Below are 22,070 nucleotides of genomic sequence, written 5' to 3'. Positions count from 1 at the left end.
AGTCCGCCGCCATGAGCGAAACCGCGGACCCCACCACCGGCAACGTGCCCGAACTCACCGTTTCCGAACTCGCCGGCGCGGTCAAACGCACGGTCGAGACCGCCTTCGGCCGCGTGCGCGTGCGCGGCGAAATCACCGAGATGAAAACCTACGCCTCCGGCCACACCTACATGGCGCTGAAGGACGAGGGGGCGAAGATCCGGGCGATCATCTGGCGCGGCAACGCCGCGCGACTCGGGCTGAAGCCGGAGAACGGCGTCGAGGTCATCGCCACCGGCCGCGTCACCACCTATCCCGAGCGCTCGGAATACCAGCTCATCATCGAGCGGCTGGACTATGCCGGCGAAGGCGCGCTGCTCGCCCGCATCGAGAAGCTGCGTCTGCGCCTCACCGAGGAAGGCCTGTTCGACGCCGCCCGCAAGCGCGCCCTGCCGCTGCTGCCGCGCATCGTCGGCGTCGTCAGCTCGCCCCAGGGTGCGGTGATCCAGGACATCCGCACCACCATCGCCCGCCGCTTCCCCAGCCGCATCATCCTCTGGCCGGTCGCCGTCCAGGGCGAGGCCGCCGCCGCCCAGATCGCCGCCGCCATCCGTGGCTTCGGCGCGCTGCCGGAAGGGGCGAGGTGCCGCGGCCGGACGTTCTGATCGTCGCCCGCGGCGGCGGCTCGCTCGAAGACCTGATGGCCTTCAATGACGAGGAGGTGGTCCGCGCCGCGGCCTCCTGCCCGATTCCGCTGATCTCCGCCGTCGGCCACGAGACCGACACGACGCTGATCGACTTCGCCTCCGACCGTCGTGCCCCGACCCCACCGCCGCCGCCGAACTCGCTGTGCCGGATCGCATGGCGCTGATCGCCGACCTTGCCCAGAGCGGCGCGCGGCTGACCGGCGCGCTCACCCGCGTCACCCAGTCGGTCCGCCTCCGGCTCGATCGCGCCGCCGCCGCCCTCCCCGACCTGCCCTCGATGATCGGCACCGCCCGCCAGCGGCTCGACGATCGCGGCGAGCGCCTTGCCCTTGCCCTGCCCCGCCTCGTCGCCGCGAAGCGCGCCCAGGCGCGAGAGGTCGCCGCCCGCCTCGCGCATCCGCGCGAGATCATCGCCGCCCGCCGCCACAGCCTCGCCCTGCTCGGCCAGCGCCTCGCCGCCCCAGCCCCCGGCCTGCTGCGGGAAAACCGGCTCCGCCTCGACGCGCTCGCCGCGCGCCTCGAAGCCCTGTCCTATCACGCAACCCTCGCGCGCGGCTTCGCGATGGTGGCGACCCCGTCCGGCGACCCGGTGACCACGCGGCGCGATGCCGGGTCGAAGCGGCGCCTCGTCCTGCATTTCGGCGATGGCACGCTCGGCGTGCGTCCCGAAACGGACCGCGCGCCGCCGGAGCAGACCAGCCTCGATCTCTGATCCGGCCGGATATCAGGAGGTCGTCGGCGCCACCGGCAGCAGCGGCCCGGCGAAGACGATCGGCATATCCGGCCTGCCGGTCGGCGAGCCGCCGGGCGGTTCCACCGTCACCGCGATCAGCGTATGCGCCCGGCGCAGCCGCGCCGGCACGTCATTCGCCGGCAGCCGTGTCGCCCCCGCCTGCACAAAGCCGATCGGCACCGGCGCCTCGCCCTGGCCAACCGCCCAGAGCTGCCAGACCTTGCCCGCCGGCGGCGCCATCCGCCCCACCGGCGCGATGTTCAGCGCGCCGTTCGTCCTCATCGCCACCGTGAACACGGGGCCCGCCTTCGTCGACAGCACCGCGACCATCGCCGGCCCCGTCGTCCCGCGCGGCAGCAGCGCCAGCAGCGCCGCCGCCACCGCGCCGGCCAGGGCGATGCCCCGCCAGACGAACAGATTGTCCCAGATCTCCCGCAGCCGGTGCCGCGGCGCCGGTGCCGCCGCGCGCGGGCTGGTTGCGCGCTCGATCGCCGCCCACACCGCCGGCCCCGGCTCCACCGGCGGCACCGCGCGCGCCAGCGGCAGCAGCCGCTCCTCCCACGCCTCCACCTCGGCCGCCAGCGCCGGATCGCGCGCGCACTCGGCCTCGAAATTCCGCCGCTCCTCGCCGCGCAGAAGACCAAGGACATAAAGCCCCGCACGGTCGGCCCCGAAATCCGGCGCGTCGCTCATTGTTCGAGACACCTCTTCAGCGCGTCGAGCGATCTCACGATCCAGCTCTTGACCGTTCCCAGCGGTGTATCGGTGCGCGCGGCAATCTCGCTATGGGAATAGCCCTCGATGTAAGACAGCAGCACCATCCGTCGCCAGTGTTCCGGCAGGGTTGCAAGGCAGCCCGCCAGCGCGCGACCATCCTCGACGGGGATGCCCTCCTCAGCGGCGATGTCGGGAATTTCATCGCCGGTGACCGGTAGCCGCCGCTCGCTATCAAGCCGGTCAAGCGCGCGGTAGCGGACGATCCCGATCATCCAGGCCCGCGCCGATCCCCGCGCCCGGTCGAAACGCGACGCATTGCGCCAGATCTGCAGGAAGGCCTCCTGCAAGACGTCCTCGGCCATCAGGCGATCGCGCAGCAGCCGCAGCGCCACACCAAGCATGGTCGGCGCCATGCGTCGGTACAGCTCCCGCAGGGCGGCCGCATCCTGTCTCTGGCAGGCCTCGATGAGCAGGCCGAGACCGTCCTCCATCGTGTTTGCCCCGCCTGGCGACGCCATCAAGATGCTGTTTCCCGGACCATCGAACATTGCTTATGGCATTACCGTCGTGGAGACAATCTGGATGCAGCCTGCCGCACCCGCAGCCAGACCGCATGCAAACGAGATCCAAAAATACAATTTAAAAGTGTTTTGTTTTCGTATATATAATTCAGGATTGTAGTTTACGGAGTCGGGTCATTAAACTCCATCCGCGCCGCTACTGGCTGGAAGCCATCGCAGGCCTTGCCGCTCTGATGGCCGCGGCGGAAACCGGAGCTTCCCGACCCAAGGCGACACCGCTCGCTGCGGGTTACCGGCCGCATCCCTACCGGGACGGGGCGCGCTGCGGGAATTGCGCCAACTACCGCGCCGTCACGCAACTCTGCGCACGGGTGCGGGGACCCGTTTCGAGTGACGGTTTCTGCAATTTTTATACCCCGCTGAGATCCCGTCCCTAGGCCTTGCAACCCGCCGGACGGAATGGGGTGGACCGCGCCGCCGAGATGGTTCACAACGCAGCGGATGGAGACCCGCATCGAACGTCTGTGCGTGGCAAACGGGCTCAGAATGACGAGCCCGCGACGTATCATTGCCCGCGTGTTGTCCGAAGCGAACGGCCACCCCGATGTCGACGAGTTGCACCGCCTCGCCCACGGCATCGACTCCAGAATATCGCTCGCCACCGTCTACCGCACCGTCCGCCTGTTCGAGCAGCACGGCATCCTGGAACGGCGCAATCTCGGCAGCCGCCGTGCGCGGTATGAGATGTCTGGCGAACATGACCATTTTCATCTTGTTGATCAGGAAAGTGGCCAGGTGATCGAATTTGACGAGCCGGAAACCGAGATGCTGATGCGCAAAGTTGCCGCCCGCCATGGTTTTGAACTGGTTTCTCTCAAGATCGAGTTGTTCGGCCGCCGCCTTGGTGCGATGACACGCACGACCGAAACAATCGACGGAGCGCCAGGCCGATGACAATCCAGCATCCGGTCGATAGTGTCGTGGCTTTCCCGGAAATCCGCGTCGGAAATCTGGGGGTGCGCCTCGCCGCCACGGCTGACGAGCTCGACGCGGCGCTCGCGCTGCGATTTCGTATCTTTTACGAGGAGCTGGGGGCCCATCCCGACGAGGCGACCCTTGCCTCGGGCCGCGACAGGGATGCCTTTGATGCGATCGCTGATCATCTGCTGGTGATCGATCATGACATCGGGGATGATGCGCGGGGTGTGGTCGGCACCTACCGCCTGATTCGCCAGGAGGCCCTTGCCCCCGGTCAGCAATTCTATTCGGCCGATGAATATGACATCGCGCCGCTCCAGCGTTTCTCGGGCCGCCTGCTTGAGCTTGGCCGCTCCTGCGTCGACCAGGCGCACCGCTCGCGCGCCGTGATGCAGCTGCTCTGGCGCGGCATCGCCGCCTATGTGTTCCAGCATGGAATCGAGCTGATGTTCGGGTGCGCCAGCCTGCACGGCACCGATCTCGATGAGCTGGCGCCGTGCCTGTCCTACCTCCACGCCCAGCACCTCGCTCCACCACATATCCGGCCGCGGGCGCTGGATGAGCGCTATGTCGAGATGCGCCGGTTGGGTGACGGCGAATACGACGCCCGCCAGGCCCTCGCCGAGTTGCCGCCGCTGATCAAGGGCTATCTCCGCCTCGGCGGCTTCGTCGGCGACGGCGCGGTGATTGACTGGCAGTTCAACACGACGGACATAGCCGTGGTCGTGCAGACGGATCTTGTGACCGAAAAATATTACCGTCATTACGAACGACAGTCCCGCTGACCCGCACCGGCGCCTCTGCCGGCGCCGCACGCATTACGACTGCAAGGTGAATTCGACGACATGGCCGAAGACGACGACACGCCGCTCCCGAGAGCCTCCTGCCGTATGACGAATGGACCGAGGACGCGCTTCGCCTCGTCGTACTGCGCGCCCTCGACCATGCCTCACGCGAAGGCCTGCCAGGGGAGCATCACTTCTACATCACCTTCGCCACCGCCCATCCCGGCGTGATCATGCCCGACCGGCTGCGCGCCCAGTATCCGGACGAGATGACCATCGTCCTGCAGCACCAGTACCGCGAATTGTCGGTCGATGCCGAGGCGCGTCGCTTCACGGTCCGTCTCTCCTTCGGTGGCGTGCCGGCGACGCTCGACATTCCGCTTGACGCGGTTACCGCTTTCGCCGACCCGGCGGTGCGCTTCGGCCTGCAATTCGCCGTCCGCGAGGCCGAGAACCCTGCCGAGCCTGAAACGCCCGAACCCCCGCCCGCCGCGCCGGCGCCGGACCAGGGCCCCGCCGAGGTCGTCAGCCTCGATGCCTTCCGCCGCCGCCCGCCCGCCAAAGACTGAGTCCGGAGAGCCGCCATGAACGCGATCACCAAGAAGACGCCCGATTTCGCCTTCAGCACCATGTTCCCCCTGGGCCATGACGACACGCCCTGGCGCAGGCTCGATCTCGGCGGCGTCTCCACCATCGAGGCGGCGGGCAGGACCATCCTGCAAATCGCCCCGGAAACCCTCTCCGCCCTCGCCTTCCAGGCGTTCCACGACGTCTCGCACCTGCTGCGCCCCGGCCATCTGCGCCAGCTCCGCGCGATCCTCGACGATCCTGAAGCCTCCCAGAACGACCGTTACGTGGCGATGGAATTCCTCAAGAACGCCAATATCGCCGCCGGCGGCATCCTGCCGATGTGCCAGGACACCGGCACCGCCATCGTCTTCGGCAAGAAGGGCCAGCGCGTCTGGGTCGAGGGCGACGAGGAGGAAGCCTTCTCCCACGGCGTCTACCGCACCTATACCGAGACCAACCTGCGCTACTCGCAGATGGCGCCGCTCTCGATGTACGAGGAGCGGAACACCGGCACCAACCTGCCAGTCCAGTGCGACATCATGGCCGCCCCCGGCGAGGCCCATGCCGAGGAATTCGAGCTGATGTTCGTCGCCAAGGGCGGCGGCTCGGCCAACAAGAGCTTCCTGTATCAGGAAACGCGGGCGATCCTGAATCCGAAAAAACTTTTCGAATTCATTGAAACCAAAGTAAAGACACTCGGAACCGCCGCCTGTCCGCCCTACCATCTCGCTATCGTCATTGGCGGCACCTCGGCCGAGACCACAATGAAGACGGTCAAGCTCGCTTCCACCCGCTGGCTCGACTCCCTGCCGACCCAGGGTTCGCCCACCGGCCACGCCTTCCGTGATCTCGAACTGGAACAGCAGATCCTGGAAATGACCCGCCAGCTCGGCATCGGCGCGCAGTTTGGGGGCAAATATTTCTGTCACGACGTCCGCGTGGTGCGCCTGCCCCGCCACGGCGCTTCGCTGCCCGTCGGCATCGGCGTCTCCTGCTCGGCGGACCGGCAGATCCGCGCGAAGATCACCAGGGATGGCGTCTTCCTCGAACAGCTCGAAACCGATCCGGCGAAATACCTCCCCGAGGTCACCGACACCCATCTGGGTGGTGATGTGGTGCAGATCGACCTCAACCGCCCGATGGCGGACATTCTCGCCGAGCTCTCGAAACACCCGGTCAAGACCCGCGTCGCCCTCACCGGCCCGATCGTCGTGGCGCGCGACATCGCCCACGCCAAGCTGAAGGAACGGCTCGACAGCGGCGAAGGCCTGCCCGACTACATCAAGAACCATCCGGTCTATTACGCCGGCCCCGCGAAAACGCCCGAGGGCATGGCCACCGGAAGCTTCGGTCCCACCACCGCCGGGCGGATGGACAGCTATGTCGAGCAGTTCCAGGCCGCCGGCGGTTCGCTGGTGATGCTGGCCAAGGGCAACCGCTCGCGCGCCGTGCGCGACGCCTGCAAGGCGCATGGCGGCTTCTATCTCGGCTCTATCGGCGGCCCCGCCGCGGTGCTCGCCCGTGACAACATCCGCAAGGTCGAGGTGCTGGAATACCCCGAACTCGGCATGGAAGCGGTCTGGCGCATCGAGGTCGAGAACTTCCCCGCCTTCATCGTCGTCGATGACAAGGGCAACGACTTCTTCGCCGATCTTTCGTGACCACGCCATGAAGTTTACCGTCGACCGGATCGACCATGTCGTGCTGACCTGCTCGGATATCGACGCGACGGCCGATTGGTATGAGCGCGTTCTCGGCATGGAGCGCGAGGAATTCGGCGCCGAGCGCCGGATCGCCCTGCGCTTCGGCGCGCAGAAGCTGAACCTGCACCAGGCCGGGCGCGATGCCGGCCCGCAGGCGGCGAAACCCGCTCCCAGCGCGCTCGACATCTGCTTCGTCACCGCCCTCGGCACCGATTTCGTCGTGAACCACCTCAAGGCCCAGCGGGTGGCGATCGTCGAGGGTCCGGCGCCAAAAATCGGCGCGCTCGGCGCCATGCGCTCGGTCTACTGCCGCGATCCGGACGGCAACCTGGTCGAAATTTCCAGCTACCTCGAAGAATGAACCTCGCCGATTTCGACTATCACCTGCCGCCCGAGCGCATCGCGGCCGAGCCGGCGCGGCCGCGCCATGCCGCGCGCCTGCTGCATGTCCGGCCGGATGGGCTCGATGACCGCACCATCCTCGACCTGCCCGCCCTTCTCGCCCCCGGCGACCTGCTGGTGGCGAACGACACCCGCGTCATCCCCGCCCAACTCACCGGACGACGCGGCGACGCGCGGATCGGCATCACCCTCGATCGTCCGCTGGCCGACGGCACCTGGCGCGTTCTGCTGCGCAACGCCCGCCGCGCCCGCCCGGGCGAGACCATCGCGATCGACGGCGCCGGCGGCATCGCCGCCGAGGTGATCGCCCGCGCGCCCGACGGCTCGGCGACCCTGCGCTTCGACTGCGACGCCGAAACCTTCCGCGCCATGCTCGACCGCGCGGCGAGCCTCGCTTTGCCGCCCTACATCCCCCGCCCCACCGGCATCTCCGAGCAGGACCGGCAGGACTATCAGACCATGTTCGCCGCCGAAGAGGGGGCCGTCGCCGCACCCACCGCCGGACTGCATTTCACCGAAACCGTGCTCGCCGCCCTCGCCGCACGCGGCGTCGGCCTCGCCACGGTCACGCTGCATGTCGGCGCGGGCACCTTCCTGCCGGTGCGCGAGGACCAGCTCGAACGCCACAAGCTCCACGCCGAGCGCGGCCTGATCGGCCCCGAGACCGCCGCGCTGGTCAACGCCACCCGCGCGCGGGGCGGGCGCATCGTCGCCGTCGGCACCACCAGCCTGCGCGTGCTGGAGACCGCCGCCGCCAAAGACGGCACCCTCGCCCCCTGGCTCGGCGAGACCGAGCTCTTCATCACCCCCGGCTACCGCTTCAAGCTCGTCGACCGGCTGATGACCAATTTCCATCTGCCGAAATCCACCCTGCTGATGCTGGTCGCCGCCTTCGCCGGGCTGGATCGCATGCGGGCCGCCTATGCCCACGCCATCGCACAGGGCTACCGGTTCTACTCCTATGGCGATGCCTCGCTGCTGGAGCGCGCATGACCGGCTTCACCTTCCACAAGCTCGGGCAGGATGGCGCCGCCCGCCGCGGCCGCCTCGTCACCGCCCACGGCACCGCCGAAACTCCCGCCTTCATGGCGGTCGGCACCGCCGGCACGGTGAAGGCGATGACGGCCGACGCCGTCCGCGCCACCGGCACCGAGATCGTCCTCGGCAACACCTATCACCTGATGCTCCGCCCCGGCGCCGATCGGGTCCGCGCTCTTGGCGGGCTGCACCGGATGATGGACTGGCCGGGCATCATCCTCACCGATTCCGGCGGCTTCCAGGTCATGTCGCTGGCGAAGCTGCGCAAGATCGACGAGGTCGGCGTCACCTTCCGCTCGCATCTCGATGGCTCGGCCCACCACCTCACCCCCGAATCCTCGACCGCGATCCAGAACGCGCTCGACGCCACCATCACCATGGCCTTCGACGAGTGCACGCCCTTCCCCGCCACGCACGATGAGGCCGCCGCCTCGATGCGCCTGTCGATGCGCTGGGCCGAACGTTCGCGCGCGGCCTTCGAACCGCGCCCCGGCTATGGCCAGTTCGGCATCGTCCAGGGCAGCGTCTTCGCCGATCTCCGCGCCGAATCCGCCGCCGCCCTCACCGGCCTCGGCTTCGAGGGCTACGCGATCGGCGGTCTCGCGGTCGGCGAGGGCCAGCAGGCGATGTTCGACACGCTGGATGTCACCACCCCCCTGCTGCCCACCGACCGCCCGCGCTACCTCATGGGCGTCGGCACGCCGGATGATCTGCTCGGCGGCATCGCCCGCGGTGTTGACATGTTCGACTGCGTGATGCCCACCCGCGCCGGCCGCACCGGCCGCGCCTTCACCTCGCGCGGCATCCTCAACCTGCGCAACGCCCGTTTCGCCGCGGAGGACCGCCCGCTCGACCCGGCCTGTCCCTGTCTCGCCTGCGCGCGCCACAGCCGCGCTTATCTGCACCATCTTTTCCGCTGCGACGAAATGCTCGGCCCGATGCTGCTGACCACCCACAATCTGAGCTATTACCAGACGGTGATGCGCGGCGCCCGCGAGGCGATCGAGGCCGGACGCTTCGCCGCCTACGCCGCCGCCACCCGCGACGCATGGAGCCAGGGCGATGACCGACACACGCTATGACGCGCTGCAACAGCTCGGCCGCGAGAGCCGCATGCCGGACTCGCCCGAGGCCGCCGTGCTCGAACGCGTCGCCGCCCCGTCCCAGGGGAAGAACTACGTGGTGCGCTTCACCTGCCCCGAATTCACCTCCCTCTGCCCGATCACCGGCCAGCCCGATTTCGCCCATATCGTGATCGACTACATCCCCGAGTCATGGATCGTGGAGAGCAAGTCGCTCAAGCTCTATCTCGGCAGCTTCCGCAACCACGGCGCCTTTCACGAGGCCTGCACGCTGATGATCGCCGAACGCCTGGTCGACCTGCTCACCCCGCGCTGGCTGCGGATCGGCGCCTACTGGTATCCGCGCGGCGGTATCCCGATCGACGTGTTCTGGCAGACCGGCGCCCCGCCCGAGGGCACCTTCCTGCCCGACCAGGGCGTGCCGCCCTATCGCGGCCGTGGCTGAGGCCGATCTCCGCGCCGCCATCGCCGCCCGCGCCGCCGCTCTCGGCTTCGATGCGATCGGCATCGCCCGCGCCCGCCTGCCCGAGAGCGTCCGCGACAATCTCCGCGCCCATCTCGCCGCCGGCCATCACGGCACGATGGGCTGGATGGAAGATCGCGCCGCCCAGCGCGGCGACCCCGCATCACTCTGGCCGGAGGCGGTCAGCGTCATCTCCCTCGGCCTGTCCTACGCCCCCGATGGCGACCCGCTCGCAACCCTGTCCCGCCCCGATCGCGGCAACATCTCGGTCTATGCCCGCAACCGCGACTATCACGACATCATCAAGGGCCGGCTGAAGCACCTCGCCCAGTTCATCGCCGCGCGCGGCGCGGGCGTGAAGGTCTTCGTCGACACCGCCCCGGTGATGGAAAAACCTCTGGCCGCCGCCGCCGGGCTCGGCTGGCAGGGCAAGCACACCAACCTCGTCTCCCGCCGCCACGGCTCCTGGCTCCTGCTCGGCGAGATCATGACGACGCTGGCCCTGCCGCCCGATCCGCCGCACGCCGACCGCTGCGGCACCTGCACCGCCTGCCAGGCCGCCTGCCCGACCGATGCCTTCCCCGCCCCCTACCGGCTCGATGCCCGGCGCTGCATTTCCTACCTCACCATCGAGCACAAGGGCCCGATCCCGGAAGCGTTTCGCCCCGCCATCGGCAACCGCATCTATGGCTGCGACGACTGTCTTGCCGCCTGCCCCTGGAACAAGTTCGCCGCCGCCGGGCGCGAACAGAAACTCGCCGCGCGCGACGATCTCCGCGCCCCTCGCCTCGCCGATCTCGCAGCCCTCGACGATGCAAGCTTCCGCACACTCTTCGCCGGCAGCCCGATCAAACGCATCGGCCGCGCCCGCCTCGCGCGCAATGTCGCCATCGCCATCGGCAATGCAGCCGAACCGGCACTCACCTCCGCCGCCGCCCGCCTCGCCGCCGATAACGATCCCGTCGTCGCCGAAGCCGGGCGCTGGGCGGTGCGCCGGCTTGAAATCGGACTGGCCCCGGCGCGCAAACCCGGCTAGCCTTCCGCACGCCATCGTGACCGGCCAACGGCGATGACAGGCGACTGCCCGAACGCGGGCAGTTTCATAACGGGAGCAGTCAATGTCTGAGTCTTTCAAGCCAAAACGGCCCGCCTGGGTGGATGACTTCAAGGCCTTCCTGATGCGCGGCAACGTGGTCGACCTGGCCGTCGCCGTGGTCATCGGCGCCGCCTTCTCGAATATCGTCAAGAGTTTCGTCGCCGACATCATCAACCCGGTCATCGGCCTGCTGACCGGCGGGGTCGATTTCTCGAACCATTTCGTCACGCTCAAGGGCGCGGTCGAACCCACCCTCGCCGCGGCGAAGAAGGCCGGCGCGGTCACGCTGAACTACGGCGCCTTCATCAACACACTGTTCAATTTCCTCATCGTCGGCTTCGCGATCTTCTGGATGGTCCGTCTGATCACCAAGCTGCACAAGGCACCGGAAGCGGCCCCCGCCGCTCCGCCCGCGCCGACACCGACCGAACACCTCCTCAGCGAAATTCGCGACCTGCTGAAGGATCGCAGCGCGACCTGACCAATGACGCGATCCGAAGCCAATTCGGATCGCGTTTCGATGACCATGCGCGCCGTTGCTGAAGTGCGCGTCGGGAACCCGAGCATGATCCGTTCACGCCGCAAATGGTCCCACGCGCAGCACGCCGGCGGTCTGTCCGCACGGACACACCGAGCAAAGGCGTCCGGCCAGATTGGGCGATCTGGCCGGACCGGACAGTACTCTCAGAACTTCGCGGTCAGACCAGCGATGAACTGCCGCGGCGCGCCCGGCTGGACCAGGATCGCGTTGGCGGTGTTCGTGCCGAGCGTATTCGTGCCGAAATAGCCGCCTTGTGTAATGTATCCGTTGACGTTGTATTTGGTGTCGAAGAGATTGTTGATGTTGAAGGATAGCTCCAGCACCTTGATGCCCCGGGAGAGACTTTTCGGAACCGGGATGTTCGCCGTGATGGAGAGGTTGGCAACATTGAACCCCGACAGCTTGCGCGACGAAACGTTGTTGGTGTTGTTGTTGAAGTAGTGCTGCGAGCCTGTGTATTGATCGAGGAAGCCGAGGGTCACCAGAGTCGAGCCCACGAAGGTGCGGTAGTTCAGGCCGAAATTCAGCAGCATGCTCGGATTATAGGCGATCGGCTCGTTGTGATAGACGATGCCGCCGGTTTCGTATTGCAGATATTTATTGTTGTCGAAGCTCGCATTGACGAAGCCGCGCCAGTGGAAGTTCGGCTCGACCGAGGCATCGAGCTGCACGCCCTGCAGGCGCGCATTCGCCGCCGCCAGTGAGGAGCTGACGATGTTCGCGTGATAGATCGAGATCGCCTCGTCGGTCAGCGTATCGTTGAAGTAGTTCAGATTCAGCGTCGCGTGATGCAAATAGGGCACGTGATTGCTGAACAGCTTGAGGCCGATTTCGTAGTCGCGCGCCTGGATCGGCTTCACGATCGACAGGTTGACCGGGTTTTGCTGATTGGCACCGAACACGTTGTCGGTCGGGTTCTGGTACGAGATCGCCATGCTGCCGTATAACGCGGCCCAGGGGACCGGCTCGTAGCGTAGCCCGATCGAGGGCTCGGCGCGGACGAAGGTTCTCGAGGCATCCCCGGCGCCTATGGCATTCGTGCCGCCGAGAGGAAGATCGTTGTGGAAATCGGTGTGGTAGGACACCTCGGCGATGCCCGGCGTGATCGAGAACCCCTTGAACGGGTGGATCGTGTCTTGCAGGAAGGCATTGGCGTAGGTGGTGTAAAGCGTGAAGCGCTGGATCTGCGCCGGGTTCTGCTGCGTCGATCCATTGCCAAGATAATTATATCCGTCGTAGGGCGAGAAATACCGCTCGTAGATCACATAGCCGCCGAACTTGATGTCGTTATAGGGCAGGTGATAATCAAAATAGAGATTGTCGCCATACTGATTTGTGGTTGGGAAATAATATTCAGTGTTAGCATTTGGCACATAAGCTGTACCTGAAAGCGGCGAATTCGTGCCGTAATTGGTAACACGATAGTGGACGCGATGACCCCAGCGATACCAGAGATTGTTGTGGAAGGTCATGTCCTTCGACAGTGCGATCGACATCTTGCTGTAGAGGATGGTGTCGCGCACCTGCAACTGCTTGAACCAGATATCCGGCGTGCCGGTGCCGTAGAACCCTGTTGTCTGCTGGCTGAAGAGCGGCGAGCCGGAATAGCCGGTCACCGTGACGCCGGGGATCGGCGTCAGCGGAATGAAATTCGGGCGCGGCGCGTATTCGACGTTGTTGTCGTTATAGACGGCGAAGCTGAGCGAGCCGTTGGAAAAATCCTTGACCAGCTTGGCATAGATCGCGTGCGACTGGGCCGGCCAGCTATAATGCCCGACCGAGGTTCCGCCCCAGTAGCTCTTCGCACCGGCATAGCCGCCGCCGATGACACCGCTCCAGCCGTCATATTCGCCGGTGTCGAAGATGAAATGGAGGTTTTCCGTCTGCTGGCTGCCATAGGCGACGCCGACCTGATAATGCGCGTGCTTCGTCGGCTGGACGGGAACATAGTTGATGGTGCCGCCGACCGAGTCGAACCAGCGCGTATCCGGATTGCCCGGGCCGTAAATGACGTTGATGCCGCTGAAGAGCTGGGTGATGGGGATCTCGTTCGAATCCCACTGGCCGTTATGCGAAATCGTGTTGTTCATCGGAATGCCGTCGAACAGCACCGTGAGACCGTTGCGCTCGGCATCGCCATTCGTCGACGACCAGCCGACCTTCGAGCCGCGCAGCTGGATCTGATAGCGCGCGGTGTCGGAATTGCCGCCATAGCCACGGATCTGCACGCCGGGCGCCGCCGAAAGCGCACCGGCCGCACTGGTCGAAGGGCCGAGCGCCTGGATGTCCTGCCGGCTGACAACAGCCTGCGACTGCGCGGATTTGAAGATCTTCTTCTTGGTGAGCTTGACGCTCGATTTGCCCAGATGTGTATAATATTTCGTTGTCGTCGTTGCCGAAACCTGCCCGGCACTGACGGTCTGGGCGTGAGCGTGCGGCATGAGCGCGATAACACTGGCGCCCGCCAACAAGCCGGCGCGCAATGTCGAACTAACGGAAACGATGTGGTATAATTTCATTATCCGGCTCTCTCCCAGAGATAAACGCGGACCACGACACTGATCATGTCGCGGTTTCCAACCAAGCGGTGAACGACACGCCCGCACTTAGAAGGTCAGTTACGTTCCGTCACGTTAAGGTTTGAAGTCATTCATCTGGGTCAGGTAACAATATGGAGCGGACCAACCGGGAATTCTGTTCATTTTATTCCGGAAAATCAGGGAGTTCTGCGATATATGAAATTGATTCTCTACAAAAGATCGAAAATTTGATTTTATATTGGAGAATTTTTCGTTATATTTTTGTTACAAAACCATTGGACGCGACTTGTCTTCCGGACCTCAGGGCCAAAACTCTGGAGCAAAAATTATCATGATGATTTCATCACATTGAAACAAACCGCAACATCCGCAATTTATCTGCGAGAAAGAAAAAATCTGCCTGCTTTTTCGGATTGGTGTTTCGCCAACGGTCTGCACCCTGATTGACACCGGTCATTTCGTTCCGGATACAGGATCGTCTGATGTCGCGGTATGAAAACTTCGTGTCAGATGATCGGCCGTGCGCTGTCCGCCGCGTCCAATCCGGCATCATCCTTCGATCACAGGAGCCTGAAACTATGAAACGCTTTATCGCTGGCGCGATCTTTGCCACCGTGCTGGCTGGCACCGGTTTCGCGCATGCCAATACGGTCGCTACCGGCAAGGCTCTTTACATGGCTCATTGCAGCGGCTGCCATCGTGCCAACGGCGCCGGGGGCGTACATTTCGGCAAGGCCGTTTCCGCAAATCTGCGGGCGCCTGGCCTTGAAACCACCTATCATCACAGCACGAAGCTGCTGGTTCGCGCCATCCTCGACGCGCGGGATGAGGACGGCGATCGGCTCGATCAGCCCATGCCCGCGTGGAAGGGCCGCCTGACCAAAGTACAGGCGCTGGACATCATCGCGTATCTCAAGACCTTGCATTCCTGAAACCGGTCAGACGCCGGCCGCAGTCAGCGGCCGAATGACAGACCATTCGGCCTGACGACACCGGCAAATCCACCCAGTCCCCTTTCCACACTCACTGGTTGGAAAGGGGATTTCATTTTCATCGACGGTCAGCGTTCCTGTTTCAGCGTCACGCGATCACCCGCGACAAAACCATGGCCAACAGAGGGTTTGCGCGAGCCTGCTGAAGCCGTCAGAATTCAGCCCAGGCTTCCTCGGTATTTTCGGAAGCGGCGACAACACCGGCCGGCACGGCGGGACGTTTCCTTGTTGTGGTCACTGGCCGGGAAGACGGGGGGCGCGGCGATGCCGGCGCCGAAACCGGCCCGCCGAGCTTGAACTGCGCAACCCGCTCGGCGAGATGCTGGGCTTCTCCCATCAGTCCGCGCGTCGCCGCGGTTGTCTGCTCCGCCATCGCCGCATTCTGCTGCGTCATCTGGTCCATGTGGCCAACCGCCGTATTGACTTGGTCGAGTCCGGCCGCCTGTTCCTTCGCCGCTTCCGCGATTTCGGCGATCAGCCCGCTCATCGTGCCAACCTCGGCCAAAATCCCGAGCATCGCCTGCTCGGTGTTGCTGACGAGTTTCACGCCGGTCGTCACTTCATGATCCGACTTGCCGATCAGCGCCTTGATTTCCTTCGCGGCATCAGCCGAGCGCTGGGCCAGGGCACGGACCTCGGTCGCGACCACGGCGAAGCCCCTGCCGGCATCTCCCGCGCGCGCCGCCTCAACCCCGGCATTCAGCGCCAGGAGGTTGGTCTGGAATGCGATCTCGTCGATAACGCCGAGAATATCGGAAATCTGCCTTGTCGACGCCTCGATCGCGCTCATTGCGGCGACGGCCTCGCGCATCACTGTGCCCGAGGTTTCGGCGCGTTCCCGCGCGGTGAGGGTCACCTGATGCGCCTCGGCGCTGCTGGTGGCGGTGCGGTTGAGCGTTGCAGTGAGTTCGTTGATCGCGGCGGCGCTCTGCTCAAGGCTGGCGGCCTGCTGCTCGGTGCGGCCGGAAAGATTGTCAGTGGCCTCGGTAATCTCCGTCGAGACCATGGAGATTTTCTGCGCGGCCTCGGCGATCGCGCGGGTCGTCTCGCGCAGGCGATTGACCGCCATGTTGAAATCCTGCCGCAGTTGCTCATGCACGCCGGCGAAGGGCTTGGTGAGCTGCGTGGTCAGATCGCCGTTCGACAGGCCGGCGAGTCCCTGGGCGAGTTCCTTGACCACGAACAGCTGCTGCGCGGCGGCTTCGGCCTTTTCCGCCTCGCTTCGGGCACGCTCCGCCTCTTCTCGCTCGCGCATGGCGGCCGCTTCCTGTTCCAGGCTCAGGGTCTTCCGGGCATTTTCCTGAAAGACCGCGACGGAGCGCGCCATGTCGCCGATTTCGTCGCGACGGCCGACCTCGACCTCGACATCGAGATCGCCGCGCATCAGCCGCATCATGGTGCCGCCGAGGGCGCGCAGCGGCCCGGTAACGCCGCGGCGAATGATGATCTGGGCGATCGACATTACCATGATGAAGCCGACAATCAGGCTGATGAAGGTAACGATGATCGTATGTCGGGTTTCCTGCGACATCTGCGCAAGGCGGGCGCTGGTCAGCCTGTCCATCCTGGTGCGCTCGGCGATCATGTCCGCCGTGAGGGACGGCAGCGACGCGATGCAGTTGGTCAGCAGGCGCTCGCGGGTCGGGAGATCGGTCAATACATCCGTACTGCCATTCACCGGCGGCGTCGCCGCGACACAGCTCTGCTGCGCCAGGGCATTGCCGCGCCGCTTGAAGGCTTCCAGCGTTCCGCGCTCGGACGGCAGGGCCTTGATGGCGCCGTCAAGCATCGTGTTGAAGAACGCCACCGACTGCCGGGCCCCCTCGCCTGCCTTGTCGTAGGTATTCGGCGTCGTGGCCAGCGCCTGCCACTCAAGATCGACCACGAAGGTCTGGATGGCGCGGTTGGCGAGAATTTCGAGCACCTCGGCGCGGGCCACGGTTTTGGTGATCGCTTCGGCGTTGCGATCGATCCGGGCGATGGCAAGGCTGGAATAGATGCCGGCCGCGAGGGCGAAGACGGCAAACAGGGCAAGAACGAGGTTGAATTTGAGGGATATGGACAGCGAGCGCATGCGATCTTCCATTCGTCATCATCGGCTTGCGCACCCCGGCGGACACAGGCCGTTACTCATAGAGATCACCTGCGGCATGGTTCGTGGTCTCCTTCCGTCCGCCGCAATACCGGGACGTTCAAAGTTATATCCCATGCACATGTTTAGAATTGATTAGCGCCTTTCGGGTGCCGGCCGCTCTCGCCTCTACGCATCCAGATTCAGCAGCGAGATGATCCGCGCCGCAAGGGCGGCCGGGTCGGGTGCTGCGATACGTTGCTCGACGATCAGCGCGGCAAGGCCATGAACGATCGACCAGGCGGCGAGCGTGACGGCGGCGGCATTCGCAGGCCCGACGCGCTGCGCGACGCGATCGGCCAGCACCGCAAACGCGCCGTGCCGGGCCGGGGGCCCGGCGCTCATATTCCGCTTTGCATGGACGCCGCTGAACATCAGCCGGAACAGATCCGGATGGGCCACGGCGAATTCGACATAGGCGACTCCCTGCCGGCAGAGCGCAACCCGGTGATCGGGATCGGTATCGGCGGCGCGGAGATCCGCTTCGAGCAGGCCAAAGCCGTGATCGGCAATCGCGGCCAGCAGGGCGCTCTTGTCCGCGAAATGACGATAGGACGCGGTAGGGGAAACGCCCGCGGCGCGCGACGCAGCACGCAGGGTAAGGCCGGCCACCCCCTCGTCGCGGAGCAGGATCGCGCCCGCCTCGATCAGGCTCTGACGCAGGTCGCCATGGTGATATTTTGAAGTTGACATCGTTAACATTTGCATGAGATGTTGACATTGTAAACATGAAATTGCGCTCCGGGCGCGACGACAAGACTCGCCAATCGGGGCAGATGACCCCGACCGGCCAATCACCCTATCAGGAGCGGGATTATGATGACCCAGGCTGAAATCGCGGACCTGTCGGCGTATCCCGATCTGGTCGTTGTCTTGCTGGGAATGAAAGTCAGGAAACTCGCCGGCCTGCGCACGCTGTTCGGCGTCGGCCGGCCGATCGGGGCGATGGCGCGACTGGGCCCGGACGGGCTGCTGCACCACGAGACATTCCTGTGGCGCATCAACCATGTCGGCATACGGCAATACTGGCGCGATCTGGAGTCGCTCGAACGCTTCACCCGCAGCGAGCCGCACAGGCTTTGGTGGCGCGCGTTCAGCGCCGATACCGGCGGGACCGGGATATGGCATGAGGCCTATCAGCGCGGCGGCGGGATGGAGGGAATCTATCTCGATCTGGACCTTAAGACGGGGTTCGGCGCGTTCGCGCCCCTGAAGACGCGCGACCGCGACACTGCGTCGTCGCGCCAGCGCCTGACCGGGCGTCCCTGATGTGAATGGAGCCGGATATCGAATTCGGGCCGGGCATCGCACGATCGCAATTCTGCCCGTGGCTCCGGACACGATCAGGCGAGCGAGGAAAGGTTTTGCCGCCGCCGGGTGTAACCTTTGGGGAATTCGAACATATTTGGGAGAAGCGAATGCGATTGGCGCATGCGCGGCCCCATTACGGAAGCAGTCAGAATGAAACTCAAAGCCTCCATGCTCACGCTCGGCACCGCAATCAGCCTTGGCGGGCTCGTCGCCGCCACCGTTCCGACCCCGGCTTTCGCGGCCTGCTCGGGGAAGATGTCGAATTGCGGGGGCAAGAAGACCAGCCAGAAGGGCGGGCAGCAGAAGCCGGCGCACGCCATGAAAAAAGGGTGTTGCGGCAGCAAGTGACAACCACCTTCCCCTGAGAGCGGATGCATGGCGGCCGGTACGATGCTCCGGCCGCCGGCAGACGGCACGGGAGGAGATATGCAACCGGCGACAGCGGCGAGCTGAGGACCCCGTGACATTCAAGGACAAGGCCGCGGCGGCCGTGGATCTCGTCGCCGCGTTGGGCGAGATCGAATCTTCGGGCCGAAACCTGGTGACCGCCCTGCTGGGGACCGCGCCGTTCGTCGAATTCGAGCATTATCCTCCCGATGACGTTCGCGATCCGGTGACCGGGGCGCAGTATTACTTCCATGCCCATCGCGGGCGGATCGAAAGCGGGCATATCCACTGCTTCCTGCGCCGGAAGAGCAAGGCGGGGATGACGCATGTGCTTGCCATCGGCCTCGATGATCATGGCCGCCCCTGCAGGATGTTCACCACCAATCTCTGGGTCACGAATGACGATTATGTGAAGGCGGAGCGCCTGATCACGCAATTGCACCGCATGGCCTGGCGGGATGCTCCGGGGGATGCCGGCATCAACAAGGCGCTCGGCGCGCTGTTCAGGCTTTATCGCCCGCAGATCGCGGCGCTGCTGCGCCGGCGGGACCGGCGGCTTGCCCGGCACGCGGCGCGGATCGCGCCGCTTGACCCCAAGACCGACGAAAGGCTGGAAATTCTCAGCTCCATGCGGATCGACCTGCCCGCCACGCTGGCGCGGCTGCGCGATCGGCTGGAACCGATGCCGGGCGGCTGAGCCCGCAGCCGGCGGCGTTCAGGACGGCCCGCTCGCGCGCAGGGGATTGAAGAACGCGAGAATATCCTCCGCCAACAGGTCCGGCTGCTCCATCGCGGCGAAGTGCCCTCCCCGCTTCATCACGGTCCAGCGCCTGATATCGGTGAAGACGCGAGCGGCCACCGAACGCGGCGGGCGCAGGATTTCATGCGGAAATTCGGCGTAGCCCATCGGCACGTCGATCGTGGTGCCGGGCGGCTGGATGACGCTGCCATGGGCGCGGGCATAATAAGGCCAGAAGGATGACCCGATGGCGCCGGTGAACCAGTAGAGCGAGATGTTCGCGAGCATGCGGTCGCGATCGATCGCGCGCTCGATGACGCCGCCGCAGTCCGACCAGGTGCGGAATTTTTCCACCATCCACGCGGCAAGTCCGGCCGGCGAATCGACCAGCGCGAAAGCCAGAGTTTGCGGCTTGGTGCCCTGAATGCTGGTGTAGGCGGTCTCCTCCCGCGTCCAGTCGTCGAGGCTGTCGAGATAGCGGTTTTCCTCGTCGGTATTGTCGGGCGATGCGGAAATCGCGTTGCGGGTGGCCATGAGATAGTTCAGGTGTATTCCCAGCAGGCGTTCCGGATACACGACGGCAAGCCGGCTGGCGACTCCCGAACCCCAATCGCCGCCCTGCGCGCCGAACCGCTCGTAGCCGAGCACATCAGTCATCAGATGCGCGAGGATGTCGGCCATTCCGGGAACGCCGTGGCGCTGCTGGCCCGGCCGGAACGAGAGGGTGAAGCCAGGCAGCGACGGCGCCACCACCGTGCAGGCATCGGCGGGGTCGCCGCCGAACCGGGCGGGATCGGTAAGGCGGGGAATGATGTCGAGAAACTCGAAGACAGATCCGGGCCAGCCATGCATCAGCAGGAGCGGCATTGGCGAAGGGCCGCGGCCTTCCACATGCAGAAAATGCAGCGGTGCGCCGGCAATCTCGACGCGGAACTGCGCGAAGCCGTTGAGCGCGGCTTCCTGTGCGCGCCAGTCGAACCGGGTTTCCCAATAGGTCGCGAGTTCGCGCAGATAGCCGACATCGGCGCCGTATGCCCAGGGCGCTCCGGGCACTTCGTCGGGCAACCGGGTGAGCTGGAGCCGCTGGCGCAACGCGCCGAGCGCGGTCTCGGGAACGTTCAGGCGAAATGGCTCAGGTCCCGCGATCATCTATCCCCCATCCTTAATCCGGGCACAGTCGCCGTGCAGAGCCGGCGCCGGAGCGTGAAACCATAGCATCATCCGATCAGATGGAGTCATCTGGTCGGATAAAGATGCTTTTTATCAATACCATAGAGCAACGAGGCACGAAACCTTGCACGGATCGGCGCGCCAGGCGCGCAACCAGATTTTCGCGCTGAAGTTGCATATCACAAAGTTGCCGCGGCATGACTGCTCTATTGCAGCACCCCCCGCCATCCCGATCAGTCCGCCGGCAACACCATGAACCACCGTATTTTCCGTTTGCGTGAATCCTTAAAGCGCTCTAATTATCGTTAATAATACTATCAACAATCGTTCACTAATTGAGAACTTTTTAACTTTTCTATATTTACTCAGCAGTCGGTAATATAGGCGACAGTTGGTGCTTTGAAGAATGATTGCACGAGACGTGGTTTGCGCTTGATGGCGGCGAGTTGGGCTTCGATTTTGTCCTGAAGCTTTTCGCCTTGGCGTAGCGGAGTCCGGGCGACGCCCGTCCGCTTCATGTGGCTCCAGACCAGTTCATCTGGGTTCAGGTCAGGGGCGTAGCCTGGCAGAAAATGCAACGTCAGCATTCCATTGGTCGACGCCACGTAGGCTTTCACCAGCGCTGTTTTGTGGGCAGGCAGCCCGTCGAGGACCAGGTGCACCGGCCTCGTGCGGTGCCGCATCATCCGGCGTAGCAGCGCTACGAACAACTCAGCATTCAGGCCGCCTTCATAAGTGCAATACCAGAACCCGCCGCGGGCTGTCACCGCCGAGGCGGCGCTGATCGATTGCCGTTGGCCCGGACGCTCGACGATCGGCGTCTGTCCCTTCACGCCCCAGGTCTTGCCATGCACGGCGTCGGCCCGAAAGCCGGACTCGTCCCAGAAAAAGACCTCGCCGCCACAGGACTTGGCCTGCCTGGCGATTTCAGGAAACCGCTCACGTCGCCATGCCTCGATCGCCTCCGGATCGCGCTGATAGGCACGCTGCAACGGCTTTTGCGGCGTCAGGCCCAGTTTCGACAGCAGTTCGCCCACAGCCGTCACACCGAGTTTGATACCAAACTTGCGCTCGATCAGTTCGGCCACAACGTGCCGGGTCCACAGCCCGAAATCCAGGCCGTATTGGCGCGGATCGCGGCCATTGATCCAACGCAACACCTGCTGCTCCTGGCGCGGCGTCAGACGCCGCGGCCGGCCGGTTGCCGGCCGTGACCGCAAGGCTTTCACCCCGACCCCAGGCTTCGATGCCGCGCTGAGCCATTTATAGATTGTTGTGCGGCTGAACCCGTATGAGGCAATCACCAAAGAGGCCGCTTCGCCCTCGCGCACCCGCTCTACAGCCATCAGCCGGATGGTTTCCAGGGTGCGATGATCAAATCTGCGACCGTCCCGTTTCATGCCAGAATTATATCATCCCCGCAAACATACGACTAGCAAAATGTCGTCTTAATTACCGACTGGTGAGTAAATCCCGTCGAGATCA

At 64.8% G+C, this 22,070-nt stretch carries 21 protein-coding genes and 1 pseudogene; 15 read left to right on the top strand and 7 right to left on the bottom strand.

Annotated elements, in window-relative coordinates; all coding sequences use genetic code 11:
* The first annotated feature begins 11 nt into the window (after window positions 1-11).
* A pseudogene (gene xseA / locus ACIDOCELLA78_RS000000103685) lies at window positions 12-1,398 on the top strand (exodeoxyribonuclease VII large subunit).
* Between the two features lie 12 nt (window positions 1,399-1,410).
* Here xseA and ACIDOCELLA78_RS000000103680 read toward each other — a convergent pair.
* Both ACIDOCELLA78_RS000000103680 and ACIDOCELLA78_RS000000103675 read right to left on the bottom strand, forming a co-directional pair.
* Window positions 1,411-2,112: an anti-sigma factor domain-containing protein gene (locus ACIDOCELLA78_RS000000103680; RefSeq protein ID WP_249675659.1), complete on the bottom strand. Its 702-nt coding sequence runs from the start codon at window positions 2,110-2,112 to the stop codon at window positions 1,411-1,413.
* Window positions 2,109-2,627, bottom strand: a complete 519-nt coding sequence (locus ACIDOCELLA78_RS000000103675) for a sigma-70 family RNA polymerase sigma factor (RefSeq protein ID WP_249675657.1) — start codon at window positions 2,625-2,627, stop codon at window positions 2,109-2,111. Before ACIDOCELLA78_RS000000103675 ends, ACIDOCELLA78_RS000000103680 begins: the two co-directional genes overlap by 4 nt.
* Window positions 2,628-3,158: 531 nt before the next feature.
* Between ACIDOCELLA78_RS000000103675 and ACIDOCELLA78_RS000000103670 the strand changes: the two genes are divergently transcribed.
* The 10 genes from ACIDOCELLA78_RS000000103670 (at window position 3,159) to mscL (ending at window position 11,255) form a co-directional block, all read left to right on the top strand.
* Window positions 3,159-3,611 carry a Fur family transcriptional regulator gene (locus ACIDOCELLA78_RS000000103670; protein ID WP_201728424.1) on the top strand — a complete coding sequence of 151 codons (453 nt, stop codon included), beginning with the start codon at window positions 3,159-3,161 and terminating at the stop codon, window positions 3,609-3,611.
* Entirely contained in the window at window positions 3,608-4,420 is an 813-nt protein-coding gene (locus ACIDOCELLA78_RS000000103665) for a GNAT family N-acetyltransferase (protein ID WP_201728423.1), read from the top strand. Before ACIDOCELLA78_RS000000103670 ends, ACIDOCELLA78_RS000000103665 begins: the two co-directional genes overlap by 4 nt.
* Before the next feature lie 50 nt (window positions 4,421-4,470).
* Window positions 4,471-4,989, top strand: coding sequence for a ClpXP protease specificity-enhancing factor SspB (locus ACIDOCELLA78_RS000000103660; protein WP_201728466.1), 519 nt, complete (start codon window positions 4,471-4,473; stop codon window positions 4,987-4,989).
* A gap of 15 nt (window positions 4,990-5,004) precedes the next feature.
* A complete protein-coding gene (locus ACIDOCELLA78_RS000000103655; protein WP_201728422.1) occupies window positions 5,005-6,651 on the top strand; it encodes a fumarate hydratase in 1,647 nt (548 codons plus the stop codon).
* A 7-nt stretch (window positions 6,652-6,658) separates the two neighbouring features.
* Window positions 6,659-7,054: a VOC family protein gene (locus ACIDOCELLA78_RS000000103650; RefSeq protein WP_201728421.1), complete on the top strand. Its 396-nt coding sequence runs from the start codon at window positions 6,659-6,661 to the stop codon at window positions 7,052-7,054.
* Entirely contained in the window at window positions 7,051-8,088 is a 1,038-nt protein-coding gene (queA, locus tag ACIDOCELLA78_RS000000103645) for a tRNA preQ1(34) S-adenosylmethionine ribosyltransferase-isomerase QueA (RefSeq protein ID WP_201728420.1), read from the top strand. The genes ACIDOCELLA78_RS000000103650 and queA overlap by 4 nt, the downstream gene beginning before the upstream one ends.
* A complete protein-coding gene (tgt, locus tag ACIDOCELLA78_RS000000103640) occupies window positions 8,085-9,215 on the top strand; it encodes a tRNA guanosine(34) transglycosylase Tgt (RefSeq protein ID WP_201728419.1) in 1,131 nt (376 codons plus the stop codon). The genes queA and tgt overlap by 4 nt, the downstream gene beginning before the upstream one ends.
* Window positions 9,196-9,660: a preQ(1) synthase gene (queF, locus tag ACIDOCELLA78_RS000000103635; protein ID WP_201728418.1), complete on the top strand. Its 465-nt coding sequence runs from the start codon at window positions 9,196-9,198 to the stop codon at window positions 9,658-9,660. The genes tgt and queF overlap by 20 nt, the downstream gene beginning before the upstream one ends.
* Window positions 9,653-10,714: a tRNA epoxyqueuosine(34) reductase QueG gene (queG, locus tag ACIDOCELLA78_RS000000103630; protein WP_201728417.1), complete on the top strand. Its 1,062-nt coding sequence runs from the start codon at window positions 9,653-9,655 to the stop codon at window positions 10,712-10,714. Before queF ends, queG begins: the two co-directional genes overlap by 8 nt.
* A gap of 82 nt (window positions 10,715-10,796) precedes the next feature.
* A complete protein-coding gene (mscL, locus tag ACIDOCELLA78_RS000000103625) occupies window positions 10,797-11,255 on the top strand; it encodes a large-conductance mechanosensitive channel protein MscL (RefSeq protein ID WP_201728416.1) in 459 nt (152 codons plus the stop codon).
* Window positions 11,256-11,458: 203 nt separating this feature from the next.
* On the opposite strand, the gene ACIDOCELLA78_RS000000103620 is transcribed toward mscL, so the two are convergent.
* A complete protein-coding gene (locus ACIDOCELLA78_RS000000103620; RefSeq protein WP_249675654.1) occupies window positions 11,459-13,756 on the bottom strand; it encodes a TonB-dependent receptor in 2,298 nt (765 codons plus the stop codon).
* 677 nt (window positions 13,757-14,433) lie between these two features.
* On the opposite strand from ACIDOCELLA78_RS000000103620, the gene ACIDOCELLA78_RS000000103615 reads away from it, so the two are divergent.
* Window positions 14,434-14,787, top strand: a complete 354-nt coding sequence (locus ACIDOCELLA78_RS000000103615) for a cytochrome c (RefSeq protein ID WP_201728414.1) — start codon at window positions 14,434-14,436, stop codon at window positions 14,785-14,787.
* A 211-nt stretch (window positions 14,788-14,998) separates the two neighbouring features.
* Here the strand turns inward: ACIDOCELLA78_RS000000103615 and ACIDOCELLA78_RS000000103610 are convergent, their stop codons facing one another.
* Both ACIDOCELLA78_RS000000103610 and ACIDOCELLA78_RS000000103605 read right to left on the bottom strand, forming a co-directional pair.
* Window positions 14,999-16,921 carry a methyl-accepting chemotaxis protein gene (locus ACIDOCELLA78_RS000000103610; RefSeq protein WP_201728413.1) on the bottom strand — a complete coding sequence of 641 codons (1,923 nt, stop codon included), beginning with the start codon at window positions 16,919-16,921 and terminating at the stop codon, window positions 14,999-15,001.
* Between the two features lie 186 nt (window positions 16,922-17,107).
* Window positions 17,108-17,671, bottom strand: a complete 564-nt coding sequence (locus ACIDOCELLA78_RS000000103605; RefSeq protein WP_201728412.1) for a TetR/AcrR family transcriptional regulator — start codon at window positions 17,669-17,671, stop codon at window positions 17,108-17,110.
* Between the two features lie 126 nt (window positions 17,672-17,797).
* On the opposite strand from ACIDOCELLA78_RS000000103605, the gene ACIDOCELLA78_RS000000103600 reads away from it, so the two are divergent.
* The 3 genes from ACIDOCELLA78_RS000000103600 to ACIDOCELLA78_RS000000103590 all read left to right on the top strand — a co-directional run bounded on the left by ACIDOCELLA78_RS000000103600 (window position 17,798) and on the right by ACIDOCELLA78_RS000000103590 (window position 19,373).
* On the top strand, window positions 17,798-18,247 hold the full coding sequence (locus ACIDOCELLA78_RS000000103600) for a DUF4188 domain-containing protein (protein WP_249675651.1): 450 nt from the start codon (window positions 17,798-17,800) through the stop codon (window positions 18,245-18,247).
* Window positions 18,248-18,439: 192 nt separating this feature from the next.
* A complete protein-coding gene (locus tag ACIDOCELLA78_RS000000103595; protein ID WP_201728410.1) occupies window positions 18,440-18,637 on the top strand; it encodes a hypothetical protein in 198 nt (65 codons plus the stop codon).
* 112 nt (window positions 18,638-18,749) lie between these two features.
* Window positions 18,750-19,373 carry a DUF6969 family protein gene (locus tag ACIDOCELLA78_RS000000103590; RefSeq protein ID WP_201728409.1) on the top strand — a complete coding sequence of 208 codons (624 nt, stop codon included), beginning with the start codon at window positions 18,750-18,752 and terminating at the stop codon, window positions 19,371-19,373.
* Window positions 19,374-19,391: 18 nt separating this feature from the next.
* Here ACIDOCELLA78_RS000000103590 and ACIDOCELLA78_RS000000103585 read toward each other — a convergent pair whose 3' ends face one another.
* Window positions 19,392-20,564 (bottom strand): epoxide hydrolase family protein, encoded by a 1,173-nt coding sequence (locus ACIDOCELLA78_RS000000103585; protein ID WP_201728408.1) that lies wholly within the window; start codon window positions 20,562-20,564, stop codon window positions 19,392-19,394.
* Window positions 20,565-20,950: 386 nt separating this feature from the next.
* A complete protein-coding gene (locus ACIDOCELLA78_RS000000103580) occupies window positions 20,951-21,985 on the bottom strand; it encodes an IS630 family transposase (protein WP_201727480.1) in 1,035 nt (344 codons plus the stop codon).
* Window positions 21,986-22,070 lie beyond the last annotated feature (85 nt).

This window comes from Acidocella sp. C78 (assembly GCF_907164655.1).
This window is presented reverse-complemented; position numbering and strand designations above follow the sequence as displayed.